Raw genomic sequence first — 17812 nt, 5'->3', positions numbered from 1 at the left:
CCTTCAATACCTGATGCGATGGCAGAGCGTGGCGGCCGAACCGATAATCTCGGCATAATCGGCGGCAATGGTTTCGAACGGTGTTTCCCCCGAAATCAGATGGTCGAGCCGGTCGTCGCCGAGAAGCTGGAGTGCCTTGCCCATGCGGCGCCTCGTGTCCCAGCGGGCGCGTCGCCCCGGCGGCAGGGAGGCCACCTGCGAGCTGACGATGGACAGGCGCTTGGCATGAAAAGCATGTCCAAGCGGGATCTCCACGTGCTTTTCTCCATACCAGCTCGCTTCGATAATCCGGGCTTCGAACCCGGCATGATCGAGCGCCGTTGCCAGAGCGTCGGCCGAAGCGGAAGCATTGACCAGCACGTCGCAATCATGGGGCACATCATTGGCAGACGAAAATCGAAGGCCGAGAGCCCCGGCAGTTCCGGCGCGCTCCGGCTCGATATCGGAGATCACCACTTCAGTGCCGATGATCCGGGAGGCAAGGTAGGCGACAAGAAGCCCGACGACGCCGGCGCCGAAAACGGCCACGCGGTCGCCCGGCTGAATGCCTGCGTCCCAGGTGATATTGAGCGCGGTTTCCATATTGGCAGCCAGCACGGCGCGGCAGGGGGGTAATCCGTCGGCAAGCGGGTGAATAGCCGAAACGGGCACCCGAAAACGGTCCTGATGGGGATGCAGGCAGAAGATAGTTCTGCCGACGAGACGTTCCGGCCCTTCCTCGGCAATGCCGACGGCGGCATAGCCGTATTTTACCGGAAAGGGGAACCGGCCTGCCTGATGCGGCGCGCGCATGCGCTCGTATTCGCTTTCCGGCACCTGTCCGGCGAAGACCAGGGATTCGGTGCCGCGGCTGATGCCGCTATAAAGCGTGCGGACGACAACCTCGCCTTCGCACTCCGCCGGCAATTTCTCCCGCCGAAGCGCGCAACAGCCCGTCTCTTCGATCCAGAGGGCTCTTCCGTCCTTTTGCGTTGCCGCATTGGGGGCTGTCTCACGCCTTGTCACGCATCACACCTTTCACGCCACAACAATCCAGACCTAGAGGCTTCAACGATGACGGCAAGGGAGTCGTTGTGCGAGAGGGCGACATCGCTATCACGTTTATTTGACACCGGTTTTGCGGATCCGGCCTTTGCTGCGCTCCGTATTCTTCTCCATGTAGTTCCTGTGAGGAGGGCGTCATGAATGTTTCATATCATCCCTGGGGCGAGGAAGGCATGTCCGATGGCTGACTGGATGAATGCCGAGTCGCTGGATCGCCAGGCGGCACGCAGGGCTCATCGGTTGCTCTCACTCGATGCCTATGCGGTGACCATGACCGTCGCTGCCGCGCTCGTTGCGGCAATGCATTTCCTTGGCGACTGGCTCGGCATCGATACAGCGGCTGCCGGCTGCGCCTTCATCATATATGCAGTGATTTCCGCCATCGCGCTCGGCAATCTTCACGCGCACAGCCATGGCCGTTTCGGCGTTGCCAATATCGTAACGACGATCCGCGCCGCGCTCACAGCAGTATTGGGCGGGATGGTGCTGGCATCGCCGCAATTCGGCGTGGACCTCGACCAGAGCGCGCTGTGGCTGCTCGGCTTCCTGGTTGCCTTCGCGCTGGCGCTGGATGGCGTCGACGGTTTTCTCGCCCGCCAGACCGGCACGGCCTCGCAATTCGGCGCCCGTTTCGACATGGAAGTGGATGCTCTGCTGATCTTTTTTCTCTCGCTCGCGGCCGTGCTGCTTGGCAAGGCGGGACTTTGGGTTCTGCTGATCGGCCTGATGCGTTATGCCTATGTCGGGGCGCAGGCGGTGTTTCCGGCGCTCAAGGGCGAACTGCCTCATTCGATGCGCCGCAAGGCGATCTGCGTCGTGCAGGGCGTGGCGCTCTGTCTGATGTCGTTGCCGGTCATTACGATGCCGGTCTCCACACTGCTTGCGACCGGGGCTCTTGCCTCGCTCACCTATTCCTTCGCCGTCGACGTGATCTTCCTGGTGAGTGCAAGCAAGAACCACCATGCCGCGACCTGATTTTTCCGCTTTCCTTGGCCTCACGCGCTCGCTGCTGATCTATTACGGCCAGCCTTGGCGGCGTTCCTCGCTAAAGCGGTTTTATGCGGACCTGATCCGCAAGGGCGATCTGGTGTTCGATATCGGCGCCCATGCCGGCAGCCGCAGTCGCACGCTCCTGTCGCTCGGCGCCCAGATCGTCGCGCTGGAGCCGCAGCCGGTTTTTGCGGACTTCATCGCCAGATCCTTTGCCGGCGAAGAATTGACGCTGTTGCGCAAGGCAGTCGGCAAGGAACCGGGCAAAGTCGATCTGCATATTTCCAGCCGCCACCCGACCGTGACGAGCATCTCCTCGTCCTGGATTTCGAAAGTCGGGAAGACCTCCGGTTTTCGCAACGTCACCTGGGATAGGGTCGAACGTGTGGAGATGACGACGCTCGATGCGCTGATCGAAGAATACGGGCTGCCAGCCTTCTGCAAGATCGATGTGGAGGGCGCGGAAGCGGATATCATCGCCGGACTGCATCAACCCATCCCGCTGATCGCCTTCGAATATATTCCAGCGACAATGGAAATCGCCGAAGAGGCCGTCGGGTATCTGGGGAAACTCGGCCCCTATCGTTTCAACCGCGTCGAGGGCGAGCGGCACCGGTTCGTCCATCACGAGTGGATTGCCGCCGACGCGATGCTGGCAGAGATTGCCGGTCTTTCCGGCCAGACGTCTTCCGGCGATATCTATGCGCGGCTGAAGCCTTAACGATTTCAACGCCTTTGCCTCTTGAGCAGCGCGACGAGAATGAATGCCAGGCCGGGTGCTGCGCCGACAAGCGCCAGAATGCCGTAGAGGATGCTGGCGGCGACGCCATCGGAGGCGGGATAACCGAAGAGCGGCCAGAGCGCCGCTGCCGCCGCCTCCCTGGCGCCCCAGCCGGCAATCGTGGCGGGGATCAGCATCATCAGCAGACAGAGCGGAATTGCGGTGACCGCTGCGAGTGCCGGCAAAGGCGAGCCGATGGCTGCCGAAGCGAGCATGAACATCGCGATATAGCTTGCGACGATGACGATGCTGAACAGCGTCTGCATTATCCAGGCTCCGTCCTGCAGGAAGACCTGCGCCAGCGTGGACTTTAGCCTTTCAAGCTGAGGTCGGATGCGGCGCGGCGGGAAGCGAAGCAGCAACAGACACACGAGTACCAACCCGGCGACGATAAGCGCGAAACCGGAGAGAAGGTGGCGCAGCTCCTCCGGAATCATCGCTCCGCCCAGAAGCGGCCAGAGCATGACGCCAACGGTGGCTATGAGAAAAAATACACCCTGTCCGGCGATCCGCTCGAAGATCACGGCCTGCGCCGGCACTTTCCAGCCGCCGTCATCATAAGTCCGGTTGCGGACGGCGCGCACGGCATCGCCGCCGACGCCCCCTGGCAGAAGCTGGTTGAGCAGCGTTCCGAGATAATAGTCTCCGATCGCTTGCCCAACGCTCAAGTGCTGGCCCAGCCGCGCTGCCGTGAACCGCCAGCGGAGTGCGGAAAGAACGATCTGCACCTGCACCAGAAGAAGCCCGGCGCCCACGTAGCTCGGGTCCGCTGAGGCGAGGCCTGTGGCGATCCGCTGCGGATCGAAGCGCAGGATCACGGCAATGAGAAGTGCGAAGGCCGCAGATAAGCCTATAAGTTTCAGAAAACGCATGGGCCGAAGGTTTTGCAGGAACAACGCATGAACGAGTTTCGGCCCTTTCGCCAGAGTGACACCGACAGAATAGGGCATATCGCGCAGCGCAAGGCAAATCGACTGCCATTTCTGAGGATCACGATTGCGCTGGCGATCGTTGTGGCAATCCTGGCGCTTCCTTCCGATTTCACCGATTTTTCCGAGGTCAGGTTTCCGCTGGAAGTGGCCGCAGTTGCGTTGCTGGCTTCTGTGCTGGCAGGTCTCGGGTTTTCCCTTCTGCGCATTGCGGTCACCCTGCTGCTAGCGGCAATGCTGTTCCTGAAACTCGCGGACATAGGCACCGGCACCGCTTTCCAACGACCGTTCAATCCCTATCTCGACCTCAAGATCCTCACCGACGGCTGGAATCTCCTAAGCGGTTCCGTCGGCCTTACGAAGGCGGTCGGGATCATCTGTGCAGGTCTTCTGGCATGGCTGGTTGTCGCCGCTGTCCTCTATTGGTCGCTGGGCGGTTTCCGACGCCTTTCGGGGGAAGTCCGGCGCAAGGCCGCACTCGTCTCCGGTGCGGTTCTGTCAATCGGCTTGGCGGCGCTTGCGGTCCAGAATGACGATCGCCCCGCCCTCGGCGTCGAGGCTGATGCCGCTTCCTATTTTGTCAATCGCATCGCGATGGTGAAGGATTCGATTGCCGATCTCGCCCGGTTCGAGGACGAACTGAAGCAGGATCCGGTGCCCGCCGGACCGCATTTCTCGGCGCTTGCCGGTACCGATGTCGTGCTGGTGTTCGTCGAATCCTATGGCCGCAGCGCGATCGAAGATCCGCGTTACGCGGCGGTCCTCAACAGCCGGCTGACGTCGGTGGAGAACGAGATCGAGGCCGCAGGCCTGCAGGCACGCAGCGGCTGGTTGACCTCGCCGACCGTCGGCGGCATCAGCTGGCTCGCCCATGGTACGCTGCTCTCCGGTCTCTGGGTCAACAACCAGGGGCGCTACGACCGGATGATCACCAGCGAGCGGAAGAGCCTCAACAACCTCTTCCGTTCCTCCGGCTGGCGCACCACGGCGGTCATGCCGGCGATCACCCTCGACTGGCCGGAGGCCGGTTATTTCGGTTATGACAGCATCCACGCCGCCGCGGGGCTCGGCTATCGCGGCAAACCCTTCAACTGGGTGACGATGCCGGACCAGTTCACGCTCGAGGCCTTCGAGAGGCTGGAGCGGCAGGCACGTGACGAGCCCGGCCACAAACCGGTCATGGCGGAAATGGCGCTGATCTCCAGCCACGCACCCTGGACGCCGCTTCCCTCGTTGGTCGACTGGGACCGGATCGGCGACGGCGCCGTCTTTAATGCGCAGGCGGAAAGCGGCGACCCGCCCTCGGTCGTCTGGGCCGATCCCAACCGAGTGCGGGCGCAATATCTCACCTCGATCGACTACACGATCGAGACGCTCGGCTCCTATATGGCGCGCTACGGGAAGAATACGCTGTTCATCCTGCTCGGCGATCACCAGCCGGCGTCGATCGTTACCGGCGAAGGGGCCTCGCGCGACGCGCCGATGCATATCGTCACCGGCAATCCGGACCTCCTGAAACGTCTCGACGGCTGGAATTGGCAGAAGGGCATGATCCCGCTGCCATCCACCCCGGTCTATCGCATGGACGAGTTCCGCCGGAAGCTCGTCGAGAGTTTCGATTGATCGACCGCGTCAGGCCGAGTTGCCTCATCAGGAGTGGGTGCCGAGATAGCTTTCCATCAGCGCCGGATTGACCGCCATTTCGCTTGCCGGACCGGAAAGGCGGACTTCGCCGAGTTCGACCAGGTAGCCTTCGTCGGCGATTTCGAGCGCGGCGCGGGCATTCTGCTCGACGAGCAGGATAGAGACGCCGGTCTTTCGCAGTTCCGAAACGATGTTGAGGATGTCGATGACGATCTTCGGCGCGAGGCCCAGGCTCGGTTCGTCGAGCAGCAGCAGGCGCGGCCGGCTCATCAGGGCGCGGCCAAGCGCCAGCATCTGCCGCTCGCCGCCGGACAGCGTGCCGGCCAGCTGCTTGCGGCGTTCGGCCAGGCGCGGGAAGCGCGCATAGACCTCTTCGCGCGTCTCGGCGCGTTCCGAGGCGTTGCGCAGGAAGCCGCCGAGCTCGATATTGTCTTCGACCGACATGGTGGCGAAGAGTTCGCGCTTTTCCGGCACGAGGCAGAGGCCGGCGGCGACACGGCCCTCTACCGAGCGCGGCACTGGCGCACCGTCGTAGACGATCGTGCCGGAAGAGGGAACGATGCCCATGATGGCGTTGAGCAGCGTCGACTTGCCGGCGCCGTTCGCACCGATCACGGTGACGATGCTGCCGGGCTTCATGCTCATCGATATGCCGTGCAGCACCTCAGCGCGGCCGTAGGAGACGTGGATGTCGGAGAGTTCGAGCAGGTTTCCGCTCATGCGACACCTCCAAGATAGGCGGCGACGACCGCCGGATGTTTGCGCACGTCCGCCGGCTTGCCTTCGGCGATCAGGGTGCCGAAATCGAGCACCACGAGATGATCGACCAGACCCATGACGAAGCCCATGTCGTGTTCGACGAGCAGGACGCTGACGCCCTCCTCGCGCAGCTTCTTCAAGAGGTTGGCGAGCTCCTGTTTTTCGCCGTGACGCAGGCCGGCCGCGGGTTCGTCGAGCAGCAGCACGGCCGGATCGGCGGACAGGGCGCGGGCAATTTCGAGGATGCGGATCTGGCCGAGCGCCAGATCGCCGGCCGGACGGTCGCGATAGGCGCCGAGGCCGACGCGTTCGAGCTGGACGGCAGCTTCGGCAAGCAGCGTCGCCTCCTGCCTCCGCTCCAGCCGCAGGAAACTCCTGAAGACGCCGGCCGAGCCGCGCAAATGCGCGCCGAGCGCGACGTTTTCCAGTACCGACATGTCCGGCAGGATCTTTGCGTGCTGGAAGGTGCGGGCGATGCCGTGTTTGGCGACTTCGCGCGGGCTATCGCCGGTCAGCGGCTGGCCCTCGTAAAATACCGATCCGCTGGTCAATGAAGCGAGGCCAGTGATGAGGTTGAAGGTCGTGCTCTTGCCGGCGCCATTCGGCCCGATCAGGCCGACGACCTGGCCGGCGCGCACTTCAAAACTGACATCGTTGACCGCCACCAGGCCGCCAAAGGCTTTTCGTGCCTTTTCCACCTTGATCAGCGACGAGCCGGCCGGCGCGAGCGTTCGTTTGGCAAGCTTGTCGTCGGAAGTCGGAAGAGATCGCGCGGGCCGCTTCGGCAGGAGCTTCAAGACAAATGGCCAGAGGCCGTCTCGGGCGAGCTGCAGGATCACCACCAGCAGGATGCCGAAAACGACCATTTCCAGATTGGCGGTCGTGCCGATCAGGTCCGGCAGGAAACGCTGCAGCACGTCCTTCATGATCAGCACGATGCTGGCGCCGAAAATTGCGCCCCAGACGTGACCCGAACCGCCGACCACGGCCATCAGCAGATATTCGATGCCCATGCTGAGCCCGAACGGCGTCGGGTTCACCGAGCGCTGCATGTGGGCGTAGAGCCAGCCGGAAAGGGCGGCGACCACGCCGGCAAATACGAAAACGGTGAGCTTGGCGCGCACGATATTGACGCCGAACGCTTCCGCCGCCTGACCGCCGCCACGCAGGGCCCGGATGCCACGGCCGATCCGCGAGTCGAGCAGATTTTTCGCGCCGATCGCCACCGCAATCACGAAAAACCAGATGAGGTAATAGATCGATCCGTCGCTCAGGAAACGATATCCGGCGACTTCAACCGGCGGGACGCCGGAAATGCCGTCATAACGGCCGAGAAGATCGATCTTGCCGAACAGATAGTAGAGCGCCAGGCCCCAGGCGATGGTGCCGAGCGGCAGGAAGTGGCCGGAAAGGCGCACAGTGATGAGGCCGAGCGGTAGGGCGGTCGCCGCGCCGACGATCAGAGACAGCGGCAAGGTCAGCCAGGGCGAAAAGCCGTAATTCGTGCTCAACACGGCAGTCGTATAGGCGCCGAAACCACAGAAGGCTGCCTGGCCGAACGAGGTGAGGCCGCCGACGCCGGTCAACAGTACGAGGCCGATCGTAACCAACGAGGCGAGGCCGATATTGTTGAGGATCGTCAGCCAGAAGGGCGGCACCGGCAGGAGAGGGATGACTGCCAGGAAAACGATGCCGGCGATGCCGGGAAGCAAGCGCTCGATCTTCATCGCTCACTCCTCCTCGTGGAAACCGCCGCTCAGCGACAGCCAGATCAGAACGGGAATGATGAGCCCGAAGACGATGACCTCCTTGAAGCTGCTGGCGAAGAAGGAGGAGAAGGATTCAACTAGGCCGACGCCGATCGCGGCGATTGCGGTGATCGGGAAGCTCGCAAGCCCGCCGATGATCGCCGCCACGAAGCCCTTGAGCCCAATCAGGAAGCCGGTGTCGTAATAGATCGTGGTGATCGGGCCGATCAGCACGCCTGAAACGGCGCCGATCGCCGCGGCCAGCGTGAAGGCGGTTATGCCGGTCAGATGGGTGCGAACGCCGACCAGTCGGGCGCCGAGCCGGTTGACGGCAGTGGCGCGCAAAGCCTTGCCGAGCAATGTCCGCTCGAAGAACAGGTAGAGGCCGACGATGATCGCAATCGTCGCGCCGTAGATGCAGAGGCTCTGGGCGCTCACCATCAAGGAGCCGATCGTGTAGTTGTCGTTGGCGAGGGGTTCGGCACGCAAGCCCTCGGCGCCGAAAAAGACGAGGCCAAGTCCCATCATGGCGAGATGCACGCCGATCGAAGCGATCAGCAGGACGAGCACGGAAGCATCGGCAAGCGGTCGGTAAGCGATACGGTAGATGTAGGCGCCCATGGGTGTGATGATCAGAATTGTGAGCAGCGCCTTGGCGACGGACGGCAAGGCCAGCGGCGCAAGCACGATGGTGATGCCGTAAATCACGCCGGGAAGCACCAGGTTAAGAGCGAGACTGCGCAGAAAGGTGCGGGCATCGGTGCCGCGGCGCATGCTCCAGAGGTCGAACAGGAAGGCGATCGCTCCGAAACAGACGAGAAGCGAGGTGGTGGCGGGCACCTTCCCGCCGTCGAGAAGCGCCAGCGTCAGCGCGCCATAGGCGACGAATTCGCCCTGGGGAATGAAGATCACCCGCGTGACCGAAAAAAGCAGGACGAGTGCCAGGCCGAGAAGCGCATAGATCGCGCCGTTGGTGACACCATCCTGGATCAGGAAGGTCGCAATCATCGCGTCCAAGGAAATTTCCCCCGATAGCCGAAAGGCGCTGAAAAAGGCCCGACGCGAACGCCGGGCCTCGTTTGTTTGCTTTTTACTTGGTGATTTCGAACTTGCCGTTCTTCGCCGTGAACAGCACGACGGCGCGGTCGTCGAGGCCGAGGTGATCGTCGGCCTTGAAGTTGAAGACGCCCTGGCTTGCCGGGAACGGACCGCCGGTTTCGATCGCGTCACGGAGAGCCGCGCGGAATTCCGGCGTGCCGGGCTTTGCCTTCTTCAGCGCGACCGGGATGGCCTTCTTGAGGATGGCCATGGCATCGTTGATATGTGGGCCAAACTGGGTGCGGGTGCCGGGACCGAACTTCTTTTCGTAGGCCGTCACGTAGGCCATGCCTTCCGGCTTGGTCTCCGCGGTATCGGGCAGGGCTTCCGGCGCCATGGCCGGGCCGGAGGCGAAGATGGTATTGTCGGCAGCCTTGCCGGCGATGCGCAGGAAATCGAAGGTTACGGCGCCATGTGTCTGGTAGATCTTGCCGGTAAAGCCGCGTTCCCGAAGACCGATCTGCGGCAGTGCGGCGCCGGTGCCGGAGGCGCCGACGAAGACGGCGTCCGGACGGGCGGCCACGAGTTTCAGCACCTGGCCGGAAACGGAGGTGTCAGGACGGGCATAACGCTCGTCGGCGATGACCTTCAAACCGTATTGTTCGCCGATCGCCTTGAACTGGCCCATCCACAGGTCGCCGTAGCTATCCGAGAAGCCGATATAACCGACTGTCTTGGCGCCGTCGGCCTTCATCTTGGCAAACAGGTTCTTGGCGATCAGGCCGGCATCCTGCGGCATGATGAAGGTCCACTTGCCTTTGGAAATGTTCGGCGGCACCGGCGAGCATCCGAGATGCGGCGTGCTGCTTTCAGCTGCTACGCCGGCGACGGCGATCGAAGCAGGGGTCAGTGCCGAGCCGACCAACACGTCGACCTTGTCGTCGTTGACGAAGCGGCGGGCATTGGTGGTGGCGATGGATGGGTCGCCGGCGTCGTCGAGAACGATGACCTTCAGCTTTTCACCGCCCACTTCGGTCGGCCACAACTCGACCGAATTCTTGAGCGGAATGCCGAGCGCCGCACCCGGGCCGGTCGACGATATGGTCACGCCGATCGTGATGTCGGCCAGCGCAGAGCTTGCAAATAGGGACATGGACAGGGCGGCAACGGGCGCCATCCCAGCAAAAAACCGGTTCTTCATAGGATCCTCCCAGGACAAAAGCGGGCGATCTCCTCCCGCCCTGCCATTTGTTTACAGGGAGATTGTTTCTTTGTAAACAATTCTGATAATGGTTATGTGAAGCTTACGAAGGCCGGCCTGGACGCGGCCGGAGTGCGGAAGTCTCACTCGGCATCATGTCCCAGCAGCCGCGCCAAGCCGGCTTTGCCGTTCAGTTCCACCATCTCACGCGCCAACTTGGCGCGGCGCTCGATCAGTTCGAGCATCTCCATGAAGGCTGCGGTCTTTTCGGGCGGCAGATCGCCGAACATGTGTTTTTCAAGGGCATCGATGCCGGCCACCATCTTTTCGTAGACGGCCGTTCCTGCCACCGTCAGCTGGATCTGGGCCCATCGCGCATCACGTGCGTCGGCGCGCCGGTCGATCAGGTCGCGATCGACCAGTTCGCGGATGGCGCGCGACACCATCGCCTTGTCGATCGTCGTAAGCTTGCCGATTTCCATCGGCGAGATCGATCGATAGGTGCCGATTGCGGACATGACCCGCCAGATATTCAGCTTGAAACCGTTGGCTTCGCAAAGCAGGCTGACGAGCTTCATCATTTCCGCGTTGCTGCGCGCGAGCCGGTAGGGCACGACCTTGGAGAGCTTTCGGGGGGATGTGGGCCGTTCTTCCGTCATCCGATCAGGTCACCAGCGCCCGCTGTCTATATTCGGCGGTGTCCCAGAGGCGATTGGTCATGATGTCTTCGAGGATATCCACTGCTCCCAATACCTCGGCCTCGCCGATATAGAGCGGCGTGAAGCCGAAACGAATGGCGTTCGGAGCCCGGAAATCGCCGATCACGCCGCGCGCGATCAGGGCCTGCATGATCGCGTAGCCTTCATCGTGCAGGAAGGAAATCTGACTGCCGCGCTTCGTCCCATCGCGGGGAGAACCGAGATTCAGCATCGGGCAGCGCTTCTCGACTTCCGCGACGAACAGATCGCAGAGTTTTATCGATTGCCGCCGCAGGTCCGCCATGTCGACGCCGTCCCAGGCATCGAGCGCTGCGTCGAGCGCCGCAAGCCCGATGATCGGCGGCGTGCCGACCCGCATGCGGTCGATGCCGCTGCCCGGACGATAACCGAGATCGAAGGCGAAGGGCTGTTCGTGCCCCAGCCAGCCGGACAGCGCCGGCCGCAGCTTGTCCGCATGGCGCGGAGCGACATAGATGAAGGCCGGCGCGCCGGGCCCGCCGTTTAGGTATTTGTAGGTGCAGCCGATCGCTAAATCCGCGTCCGCGCCGGAAAGATCGACCGGCAGGGCGCCGGCCGTATGGGCAAGATCCCAGACAGTGATCGCGCCGGCGGCATGCGCCTTTTCGGTTAGCGCCTTCATGTCGTGCAGCCGTCCGGTGCGATAGTCCACCTCCGTCAGCATGACCACAGCGACGGTTTCGTCGATCGCGGCGTCAACCTCTTCCGGCTCGACGATCTTTAGCTCGTGGCCCTTGCCGAGCGAGCCGATCAGGCCCTGCGCCATATAGAGGTCGGACGGAAAATTGCCGCTGTCGGACAACACGACCTTGCGTTCCGGCACCAGTTCCAATGCCGAAGCGAGCGCCTGGTAGACCTTGATCGACAGGGTGTCGCCCATGACGACCGTGCCTTCCGCCGCCCCGACCAGCTTGGCCACCCGGTCGCCGATCCGCCGCGGCATCGTCATCCAGCCGGCCTTGTTCCAGCCCTTGATCAGCAACTGGCCCCATTCATCGGTCATCAGCCTGGTGACGCGTTCTCTGGCTGCAAGCGGCAAAGGTCCGAGCGAATTGCCGTCGAGATAGATCACGCCTTCCGGCAGATAGAAGAGCGAGCGGGTCTTTTCGAAATCCGTCACCGGAACACCTTGCTGTTCGAAACCAATCGTCTGAAGGGCGTCTAGCCCGGAGCGGCCCAGACTAAAAGCTGGCGAGGGACACGCAAGAAGGATTCGCGGCCCATTCGATTATTTGCCGGCGGCGGACGCCGAACGGGCGGTTGTGGCGCTCAAGGCGCTTTCAGCGTCCACTGGCTAACCGCGGGCAATCGCGTGGAAAAAGGCGCCGCTGACGAGGTCCCGCCGGCCGCCTGTCGGACCGATCGGCTTGCCGCCACCGTCGGCGATCGTCGCAAATGGCTGGTCGGTTCCCGGCGAAACAACGCTGGCATAGTGGAATTCATGGCCGCGGATCGTATCGCCTTTCCGGCCGAGCGGGCTGTTCTCGGCGATCTCCGCCTGGCGGTAACCGAGGTTCATCTTGCGTTTGGCAAAACTGGTGCGGTGGGACAGGAGACCGGTCATGGCGTGTGTCACGCCATCGGCATCCTCCAGCGTTTCGCCCAGTACCATGTAGCCGCCGCACTCGCCGTGAACGGGTTTTGTTTCCGCAAATCGCGCTAGGCCGGTCTTGAAATTCTCGGCTGCCGCAAGCCGTCCCGCATGCAGTTCGGGGTATCCGCCCGGCAACCAGCAGACGTCACAGCCGACAGCCGGCGCTTCATCGGCCAGTGGCGAGAAGGGTACGACCTCGGCGCCGGCGGAGCGCCATTCGCGCATCAGATGCGGATAGAGGAAGGTAAAGGCGGCATCCTGCGCCAGCGCGATCCGCTGGCCGGGCGGACGCAGTGATTTTTCCGTCGAGCCGCTCGGAATATTGAAGGGCTTTGCGGCGGCATAGATCGCATCGAGGTCGAGCGAGGCTTCCATGGCGTCGGCCAGCCGTTCGATATGCGCATCCATTTCCGGATGTTCGCTCGCCTGCACGAGGCCGAGATGCCGTTCGGGCAGAACCAGCGACGGATCACGCAGGATGGTACCAACGACGGGAATTCCGGCCGCCTGGATGGCATCGCCGCACAGTTTCTTATGTCGTTCGCTGCCGGCCCGGTTGAGGACGCAGGCGGCGATCTTCACGGTCGGATCGTAGTGAGCAAAGCCATAGGCGATTACGCCGGCGGTCTGGGATTGGCCGGAAACGTCCAGCACCAGCAGCACGGGTAGGCGGAACAGCCGGGCGAGATCCGAGGCCGCGCCAGAACGGTTCTCTTCGCTGACGATGCCGTCGAAAAGGCCCATGGCGCTTTCGATCAGAAGCAGTTCGGCATCTTCCGCCTGTCCGCGTGCCAGATGCCGCAGCAGGTCCGGCGCCATCGCCCAGCTGTCGAGGTTGAGGCCCGGCCGATGCGTCGCGGCCTCGTGGAAACCCGGATCGATATAATCCGGGCCTGTCTTGATGCCGCGCACCTTGACGCCGCGGCGGGCGAAGGCGCGCAGCAGGCCGATGGTGACGCTGGTCTTGCCGGAGCCGGAACGCGGCGCACCGATGATGAGCGCGCGGGCGGTCATGGCTTGCCACCCGACAAGACGGCCTGCATGGAGACGATCCGGCCGATGACGATCAGGGCGGGCGCGGCGAATTTCTGCCGCGCGACCTCGGCCTCGACCGTTGCCAGCGTTGCAGTCAGCGAGCGTTCGTCCGGTGTCGTCGCCGCCATCAGCACCGCGACCGGTGTTTCCGGCGATAGCCCGCCTTCGATCAGCAGCCTTGCGATGGTGCCGATCGTGCTGACGCCCATATAAACGACGATCGGCTCGCCGGTTTTCGCCAGCGCCTTCCAGTCCAGGTCGCCGGGACTGCCGGCCGCATGGCCGGTCGCAAGGGTGATCGCACGGCTCATCCCCCGCATCGTCGCGGGAATGTTGGCGGAAGCGAGAGCCGCCAACGCCGAAGTCATGCCCGGCAGGATGCGGAACGGGATGTTTTCTCGGGCAAGCGCCTCCGCTTCCTCGCCGCCGCGCCCGAACACAAAGGGATCGCCGCCTTTCAGCCGCAGAACACGCCGGCCCTTGCGGGCGAGTTCGATCAGCAGGCCGGTAATGTCGTCTTGGGCGACGGAGGGTTTGCCGCCGCGTTTTCCGACGAAGACAAGCTCGGCGGTCGTCGCGAGCGATAGTACGCCGTCGGAGACCAGCGCGTCATGGACGATCACGTCCGCCTTGCCGATCGCGTCGGCGACTTCCAGCGTCAGGTAACGCGGATGGCCGGGGCCGGCGCCGGCGAGCCAGACATGGCCTGGCTCGAAGACGGGTGCTGCGACGATAGTTTCGATGGTTTCATTCATATGCGGACCTTTGACCGGTGACGCTTGGCTCCGGTCGGGCTATAGAAACGGCCATGGAAGTGGATGGCAAGAACCTTCGTCGTGGCTGGACCACGGGAACTTGTGCGGCGGCGGCGAGCAAGGCGGCTTGTCTTGCCCTCCTTTCCGGTAAATTTCCCGATCCGGTCACGGTGACTTTGCCCGGCGGGCAGACGCCATCCTTCGTGCTTGCCGTCGAAGAAACCGGCGAGGGATTTGCGAGAGCCGGGATCGTCAAGGATGCCGGCGATGACCCCGATGTCACCCATGGAGCTCTGATCAAGAGCACCGTTCGGCGCGGCCCGGCCGGCAGCGGCCTCACTTTCAAGGCCGGCGAAGGCGTCGGCACCGTCACCCGCGCCGGCCTGCCCTTGCCCGTCGGTGAACCCGCCATCAATCCGGTGCCGCGCAAGATGATCGCACAGGCGATCGCAGAGGTCGCAGGCGGCGAGGCGGATTTCGAGGTCGAGATTTCCGTCGCCGATGGCGAGAGGATCGCCGAGAAGACGCTCAACGGCCGGCTCGGAATCCTGGGCGGCATATCGATCCTCGGCACGACGGGGATCGTCATTCCCTTTTCCTGCTCGGCCTGGATCCATTCCATCTGGCGCGGCATCGACGTGGCGCGCGCCGCCGGGCTCGACCATGTGGCAGGCGCCACCGGCAACACGTCCGAAAAGGCGGTGCAGGCGCATCATGGATTGCACGAGATCGCGCTGATCGACATGGGCGATTTCGTTGGCGGCATGCTGAAATATCTGCGCGACCACCCGGTGCCGAAGGTGACGATCGCCGGCGGCGTCGCCAAGATGACCAAGCTCGCGCAGGGCATGCTCGACGTGCATTCCAAGCGCGGGCTGGCCGATCTCGAGGCTCTGGCGAAACTCGCCGGTGAAGCGGGGGCGAGCGATGAGCTTGCGGCGCAGATAGCTTCCGCCAACACCGTATCCCAGGCGTTTACGCTCGCTGGCGAAAACGGACTGGCGCTGGGCGACCGGATTGCCGCGCTCGCGTGGAAGACCGCCGCCAAGGCGCTCAAACAGCCCGAGATCGCGCTGGAAATCCTGGTCTACGATCGCGAGGGCCGGCTGGTCGGCCAGACCGCGTTTACGCCGTCCGATCATTCGGAATCCTTGGTATCGGTCTGAGGCCAGCCGGGCCGGAAGCGGCGAACGTAATCGGCATTGTAGAGCTGGCTCTCGACGAAATCGGCGGCGCCTAGGCCTTTGCCGACGAAGATCAACGCAGTCCGCTCGGCGGGTTCCGCCGCCAGCTTCGCTTCGATATCGGCGAGCGTGCCGCGGATGATCCGCTCTTCTGGCCAGGAGGCGCGCACCACGATTGCTACGGGGCAATCGGCGCCATAAAACGGCATCAGTTCCGCGACGATGCGGTCGAGCGCATGGATGGCGAGGTGGATTGCCAGCGTCGCGCCGGTCGCACCAAAGGCAGCCAGCGTTTCGCCGTCCGGCATTTTCGAAGCGCGGCCGGAAACCCGGGTGAGGATCAGGCTCTGCGCCACTTCCGGGATGGTCAGCTCCCGTCTCAAGGCCGCGGCGGCGGCGGCGAAGGAGGGCACGCCAGGGGTCAGGGTGTAGTCGATGCCGTGCTTCTCCAGCCGGCGGATCTGTTCTGCGACGGCACTCCAGACGGAAAGATCGCCGGAATGCAGCCGCGCGACATCCCGGCCGGCCTGATGCGCCGCCATGTATTCCGCCTCGATATCGTCCAACGACAGCGACCCGGTGTCGACGATCCGCGCATCCCTTGGGCAATAGTCGAGCAGTTCCTTCGGCATGATCGAGCCGGCATAAAGGCAGACGGGCGAGCGGGCGAGAATATCGCGGCCGCGCACGGTGATGAGGTCGGCGGCACCCGGTCCGGCGCCGATAAAATGCACGGTCATGAATGGTCCTTCGAGCGTGCCAGCGCGCAGGTGGCGCCATCGGCGATCAGCCGCGCGACAATCAGTTCCGAAGCCTCGCCGGCAGCCGCCAGTGCCGCGGCCTCCGAAAGGCTCGGCGTGGCGGTTTGCGCAAGACTGTGTTTCGAAACGGTTCTGGTGCGGGTCTCTACCTGCTTCAGCGCCGCTTCGTCGAGAATGTGCAATGGCAGGTGCAGCCTGTCGGCAAGCTCGATCATTCCCGGCTCATGCCGCTTGATCTCGCCGGTTGCCAAAACGGACACGGATTCACGTGAAATATTGGCTTCAGCGCAGGCGGCAGCCAGCGCCGAAAGCAGCGTTTCCGCAGATGTGCCCTTCCGACAACCGAGACCGGCGGCAATCATGGCTTCACTCCGGGTTTCGTCCAGCTCCATTGGGTGACCGGCATGGCCGGCTTCCAACCCGACATGCCGCCGATCGGGGCTGCGCGTGAAACCTCCATGCGGATCAGTTCGCCGCCGCGTTTCGCATGCGCTGCCAGAAGGACCGCTTCCATCTCCAGGGTCACGGCATTGGCGACCATCCGCCCGCCGGGCTTCAGCGCATCCAGGGCCGTGTCGAAAACGCCGGGCTCGCTGCCGCCGCCGCCGATAAAGATCGCATCCGGCTGCGGCAGGTCGGCAAGCGCCGCTGGCGCCTGGCCTTCGACGATGCGCAGGCCTGGCACACCGAATTCCAGAGCATTCCGCCCGATCCGTGCTGCTCGATTAGCGTTGGCTTCGATCGCAATGGCTTTCAGGGAAGGATCGGCCAGCATCCATTCGATGCCGATCGAACCCGATCCGGCGCCGATATCCCACAGCAGTTCGCCGCGGTGTGGAGCCAGTGCCGAGAGCGTCAGCGCCCGGATTTCACGCTTGGTGATCTGCCCGTCGTGCTCGAACAGCGTGTCGTCCAGCCCGAAAGCCCGCGGGAGGATGCGAGCCCCGGCTTCGGCCCGCACCTCGATGGTGACGACATTCAGCACATTGATATCCGGTAGCGCGAACTCATCTGCCAGCTGCGAACGGATACGTTCCGCCGCCCCGCCCAGAGACTCCAGGACGGTTATTCGAGACGGCCCGAAACCGGTGCGGGACAAAAGCTCCGCCAGCGCCGCCGGCCCGTTCTCATCGGATGTCAGCGCGACGATCCGGCGCCCGGGATGCAGTAGAGGCCGAACGAGGTCGAGCGGCCGGCCATGCAGCGACACGGTTTCGATGTCCTGCAGTGGCCATCCAAGCCTCGATGCGGCCAGCGAAAAGGCCGAGGGAGCGGGATAAGCGGTAAATTCTTCCGGCGCGACATGGCGGGACAGCGTGGCGCCGACGCCGAAAAAGAAAGGATCTCCGGAGGCCAGCACACAGACCTTCTGGCCGCGTAGCGCCACGACGTCGCGCATCGTCGCGTCAAACGGTGCCGGCCATGGCCGGGCCTCGCCGGTGATCAGGGCGCCCGCCAATTCCAGATGCCGCCTGCCACCGAAGACAACGACTGCGGATGCAATTGCCGAGCGCGCATTGTCGCCGAGGCCCGGTACGCCATCCTCGCCGATGCCGACGATGGACAGCCAGCGGCTTTGGTTTAAAGGTTTCTGCGCTGATTCAGGAGGCAT

17 protein-coding genes are annotated in these 17812 nt (G+C 63.5%); 4 read left to right on the top strand and 13 right to left on the bottom strand.

Translation table 11 applies throughout. The features are described from left to right. Positions 1 to 3 precede the first annotated feature (3 nt). Complete coding sequence (locus tag RG540_RS19695) at positions 4 to 1005, bottom strand: zinc-dependent alcohol dehydrogenase (RefSeq protein ID WP_244446591.1); 1002 nt, start codon at positions 1003 to 1005, stop codon at positions 4 to 6. Positions 1006 to 1224: 219 nt separating this feature from the next. On the opposite strand from RG540_RS19695, the gene RG540_RS19690 reads away from it, so the two are divergent. Both RG540_RS19690 and RG540_RS19685 read left to right on the top strand, forming a co-directional pair. Then, positions 1225 to 2019 carry a CDP-alcohol phosphatidyltransferase family protein gene (locus RG540_RS19690; RefSeq protein ID WP_038591440.1) on the top strand — a complete coding sequence of 265 codons (795 nt, stop codon included), beginning with the start codon at positions 1225 to 1227 and terminating at the stop codon, positions 2017 to 2019. Continuing rightward, a complete protein-coding gene (locus tag RG540_RS19685; RefSeq protein WP_051909535.1) occupies positions 2006 to 2755 on the top strand; it encodes an FkbM family methyltransferase in 750 nt (249 codons plus the stop codon). The genes RG540_RS19690 and RG540_RS19685 overlap by 14 nt, the downstream gene beginning before the upstream one ends. Before the next feature lie 5 nt (positions 2756 to 2760). On the opposite strand, the gene RG540_RS19680 is transcribed toward RG540_RS19685, so the two are convergent. Further along, the gene (locus RG540_RS19680; protein WP_038591435.1) at positions 2761 to 3687 is read right to left on the bottom strand and encodes a lysylphosphatidylglycerol synthase transmembrane domain-containing protein; all 927 of its coding nucleotides are present in this window, start codon (positions 3685 to 3687) and stop codon (positions 2761 to 2763) included. A 27-nt stretch (positions 3688 to 3714) separates the two neighbouring features. Between RG540_RS19680 and RG540_RS19675 the strand changes: the two genes are divergently transcribed. Continuing rightward, positions 3715 to 5367 carry a sulfatase-like hydrolase/transferase gene (locus RG540_RS19675; RefSeq protein ID WP_038591432.1) on the top strand — a complete coding sequence of 551 codons (1653 nt, stop codon included), beginning with the start codon at positions 3715 to 3717 and terminating at the stop codon, positions 5365 to 5367. 27 nt (positions 5368 to 5394) lie between these two features. Here the strand turns inward: RG540_RS19675 and RG540_RS19670 are convergent, their stop codons facing one another. From RG540_RS19670 to cobA, 8 genes are all read right to left on the bottom strand, one after another. Continuing rightward, the gene (locus tag RG540_RS19670; protein WP_038591429.1) at positions 5395 to 6108 is read right to left on the bottom strand and encodes an ABC transporter ATP-binding protein; all 714 of its coding nucleotides are present in this window, start codon (positions 6106 to 6108) and stop codon (positions 5395 to 5397) included. Continuing rightward, positions 6105 to 7874: a branched-chain amino acid ABC transporter ATP-binding protein/permease gene (locus tag RG540_RS19665; protein WP_051909533.1), complete on the bottom strand. Its 1770-nt coding sequence runs from the start codon at positions 7872 to 7874 to the stop codon at positions 6105 to 6107. Before RG540_RS19665 ends, RG540_RS19670 begins: the two co-directional genes overlap by 4 nt. Before the next feature lie 3 nt (positions 7875 to 7877). Further along, positions 7878 to 8912, bottom strand: coding sequence for a branched-chain amino acid ABC transporter permease (locus tag RG540_RS19660; RefSeq protein WP_038591426.1), 1035 nt, complete (start codon positions 8910 to 8912; stop codon positions 7878 to 7880). A gap of 73 nt (positions 8913 to 8985) precedes the next feature. Next, on the bottom strand, positions 8986 to 10134 hold the full coding sequence (locus RG540_RS19655; RefSeq protein WP_038591423.1) for an ABC transporter substrate-binding protein: 1149 nt from the start codon (positions 10132 to 10134) through the stop codon (positions 8986 to 8988). 143 nt (positions 10135 to 10277) lie between these two features. Next, a complete protein-coding gene (locus RG540_RS31190) occupies positions 10278 to 10793 on the bottom strand; it encodes a MarR family winged helix-turn-helix transcriptional regulator (protein ID WP_080724988.1) in 516 nt (171 codons plus the stop codon). 4 nt (positions 10794 to 10797) lie between these two features. Continuing rightward, a complete protein-coding gene (kynU, locus tag RG540_RS19645; RefSeq protein WP_038591420.1) occupies positions 10798 to 11991 on the bottom strand; it encodes a kynureninase in 1194 nt (397 codons plus the stop codon). 174 nt (positions 11992 to 12165) lie between these two features. Next, positions 12166 to 13479: a cobyrinate a,c-diamide synthase gene (locus RG540_RS19640; RefSeq protein ID WP_038591417.1), complete on the bottom strand. Its 1314-nt coding sequence runs from the start codon at positions 13477 to 13479 to the stop codon at positions 12166 to 12168. Further along, positions 13476 to 14255 (bottom strand): uroporphyrinogen-III C-methyltransferase, encoded by a 780-nt coding sequence (cobA, locus tag RG540_RS19635; RefSeq protein WP_038591415.1) that lies wholly within the window; start codon positions 14253 to 14255, stop codon positions 13476 to 13478. Before cobA ends, RG540_RS19640 begins: the two co-directional genes overlap by 4 nt. Before the next feature lie 53 nt (positions 14256 to 14308). Here cobA and RG540_RS19630 point away from each other — a divergent pair, with 53 nt between their 5' ends. Continuing rightward, the gene (locus tag RG540_RS19630; protein ID WP_038591411.1) at positions 14309 to 15421 is read left to right on the top strand and encodes a cobalt-precorrin-5B (C(1))-methyltransferase; all 1113 of its coding nucleotides are present in this window, start codon (positions 14309 to 14311) and stop codon (positions 15419 to 15421) included. On the opposite strand, the gene cobM is transcribed toward RG540_RS19630, so the two are convergent. From cobM to RG540_RS19615, 3 genes are read right to left on the bottom strand one after another with little or no spacing between them, the layout of a single operon-like run. Further along, a complete protein-coding gene (cobM, locus tag RG540_RS19625) occupies positions 15394 to 16179 on the bottom strand; it encodes a precorrin-4 C(11)-methyltransferase (RefSeq protein WP_038591407.1) in 786 nt (261 codons plus the stop codon). The genes RG540_RS19630 and cobM overlap by 28 nt on opposite strands. Beyond that, complete coding sequence (locus RG540_RS19620; protein WP_038591404.1) at positions 16176 to 16562, bottom strand: cobalamin biosynthesis protein; 387 nt, start codon at positions 16560 to 16562, stop codon at positions 16176 to 16178. The genes cobM and RG540_RS19620 overlap by 4 nt, the downstream gene beginning before the upstream one ends. Then, complete coding sequence (locus RG540_RS19615) at positions 16559 to 17812, bottom strand: bifunctional cobalt-precorrin-7 (C(5))-methyltransferase/cobalt-precorrin-6B (C(15))-methyltransferase (RefSeq protein WP_038591401.1); 1254 nt, start codon at positions 17810 to 17812, stop codon at positions 16559 to 16561. Before RG540_RS19615 ends, RG540_RS19620 begins: the two co-directional genes overlap by 4 nt.

The sequence above is a fragment of the Neorhizobium galegae bv. orientalis str. HAMBI 540 genome (genome assembly GCF_000731315.1).
In the GTDB taxonomy this organism is placed as follows: Bacteria; Pseudomonadota; Alphaproteobacteria; order Rhizobiales; family Rhizobiaceae; genus Neorhizobium; species Neorhizobium galegae.
The sequence above is the reverse complement of the archived record's forward strand: the minus strand, read 5'-3'. Positions and strand labels throughout refer to the sequence as shown.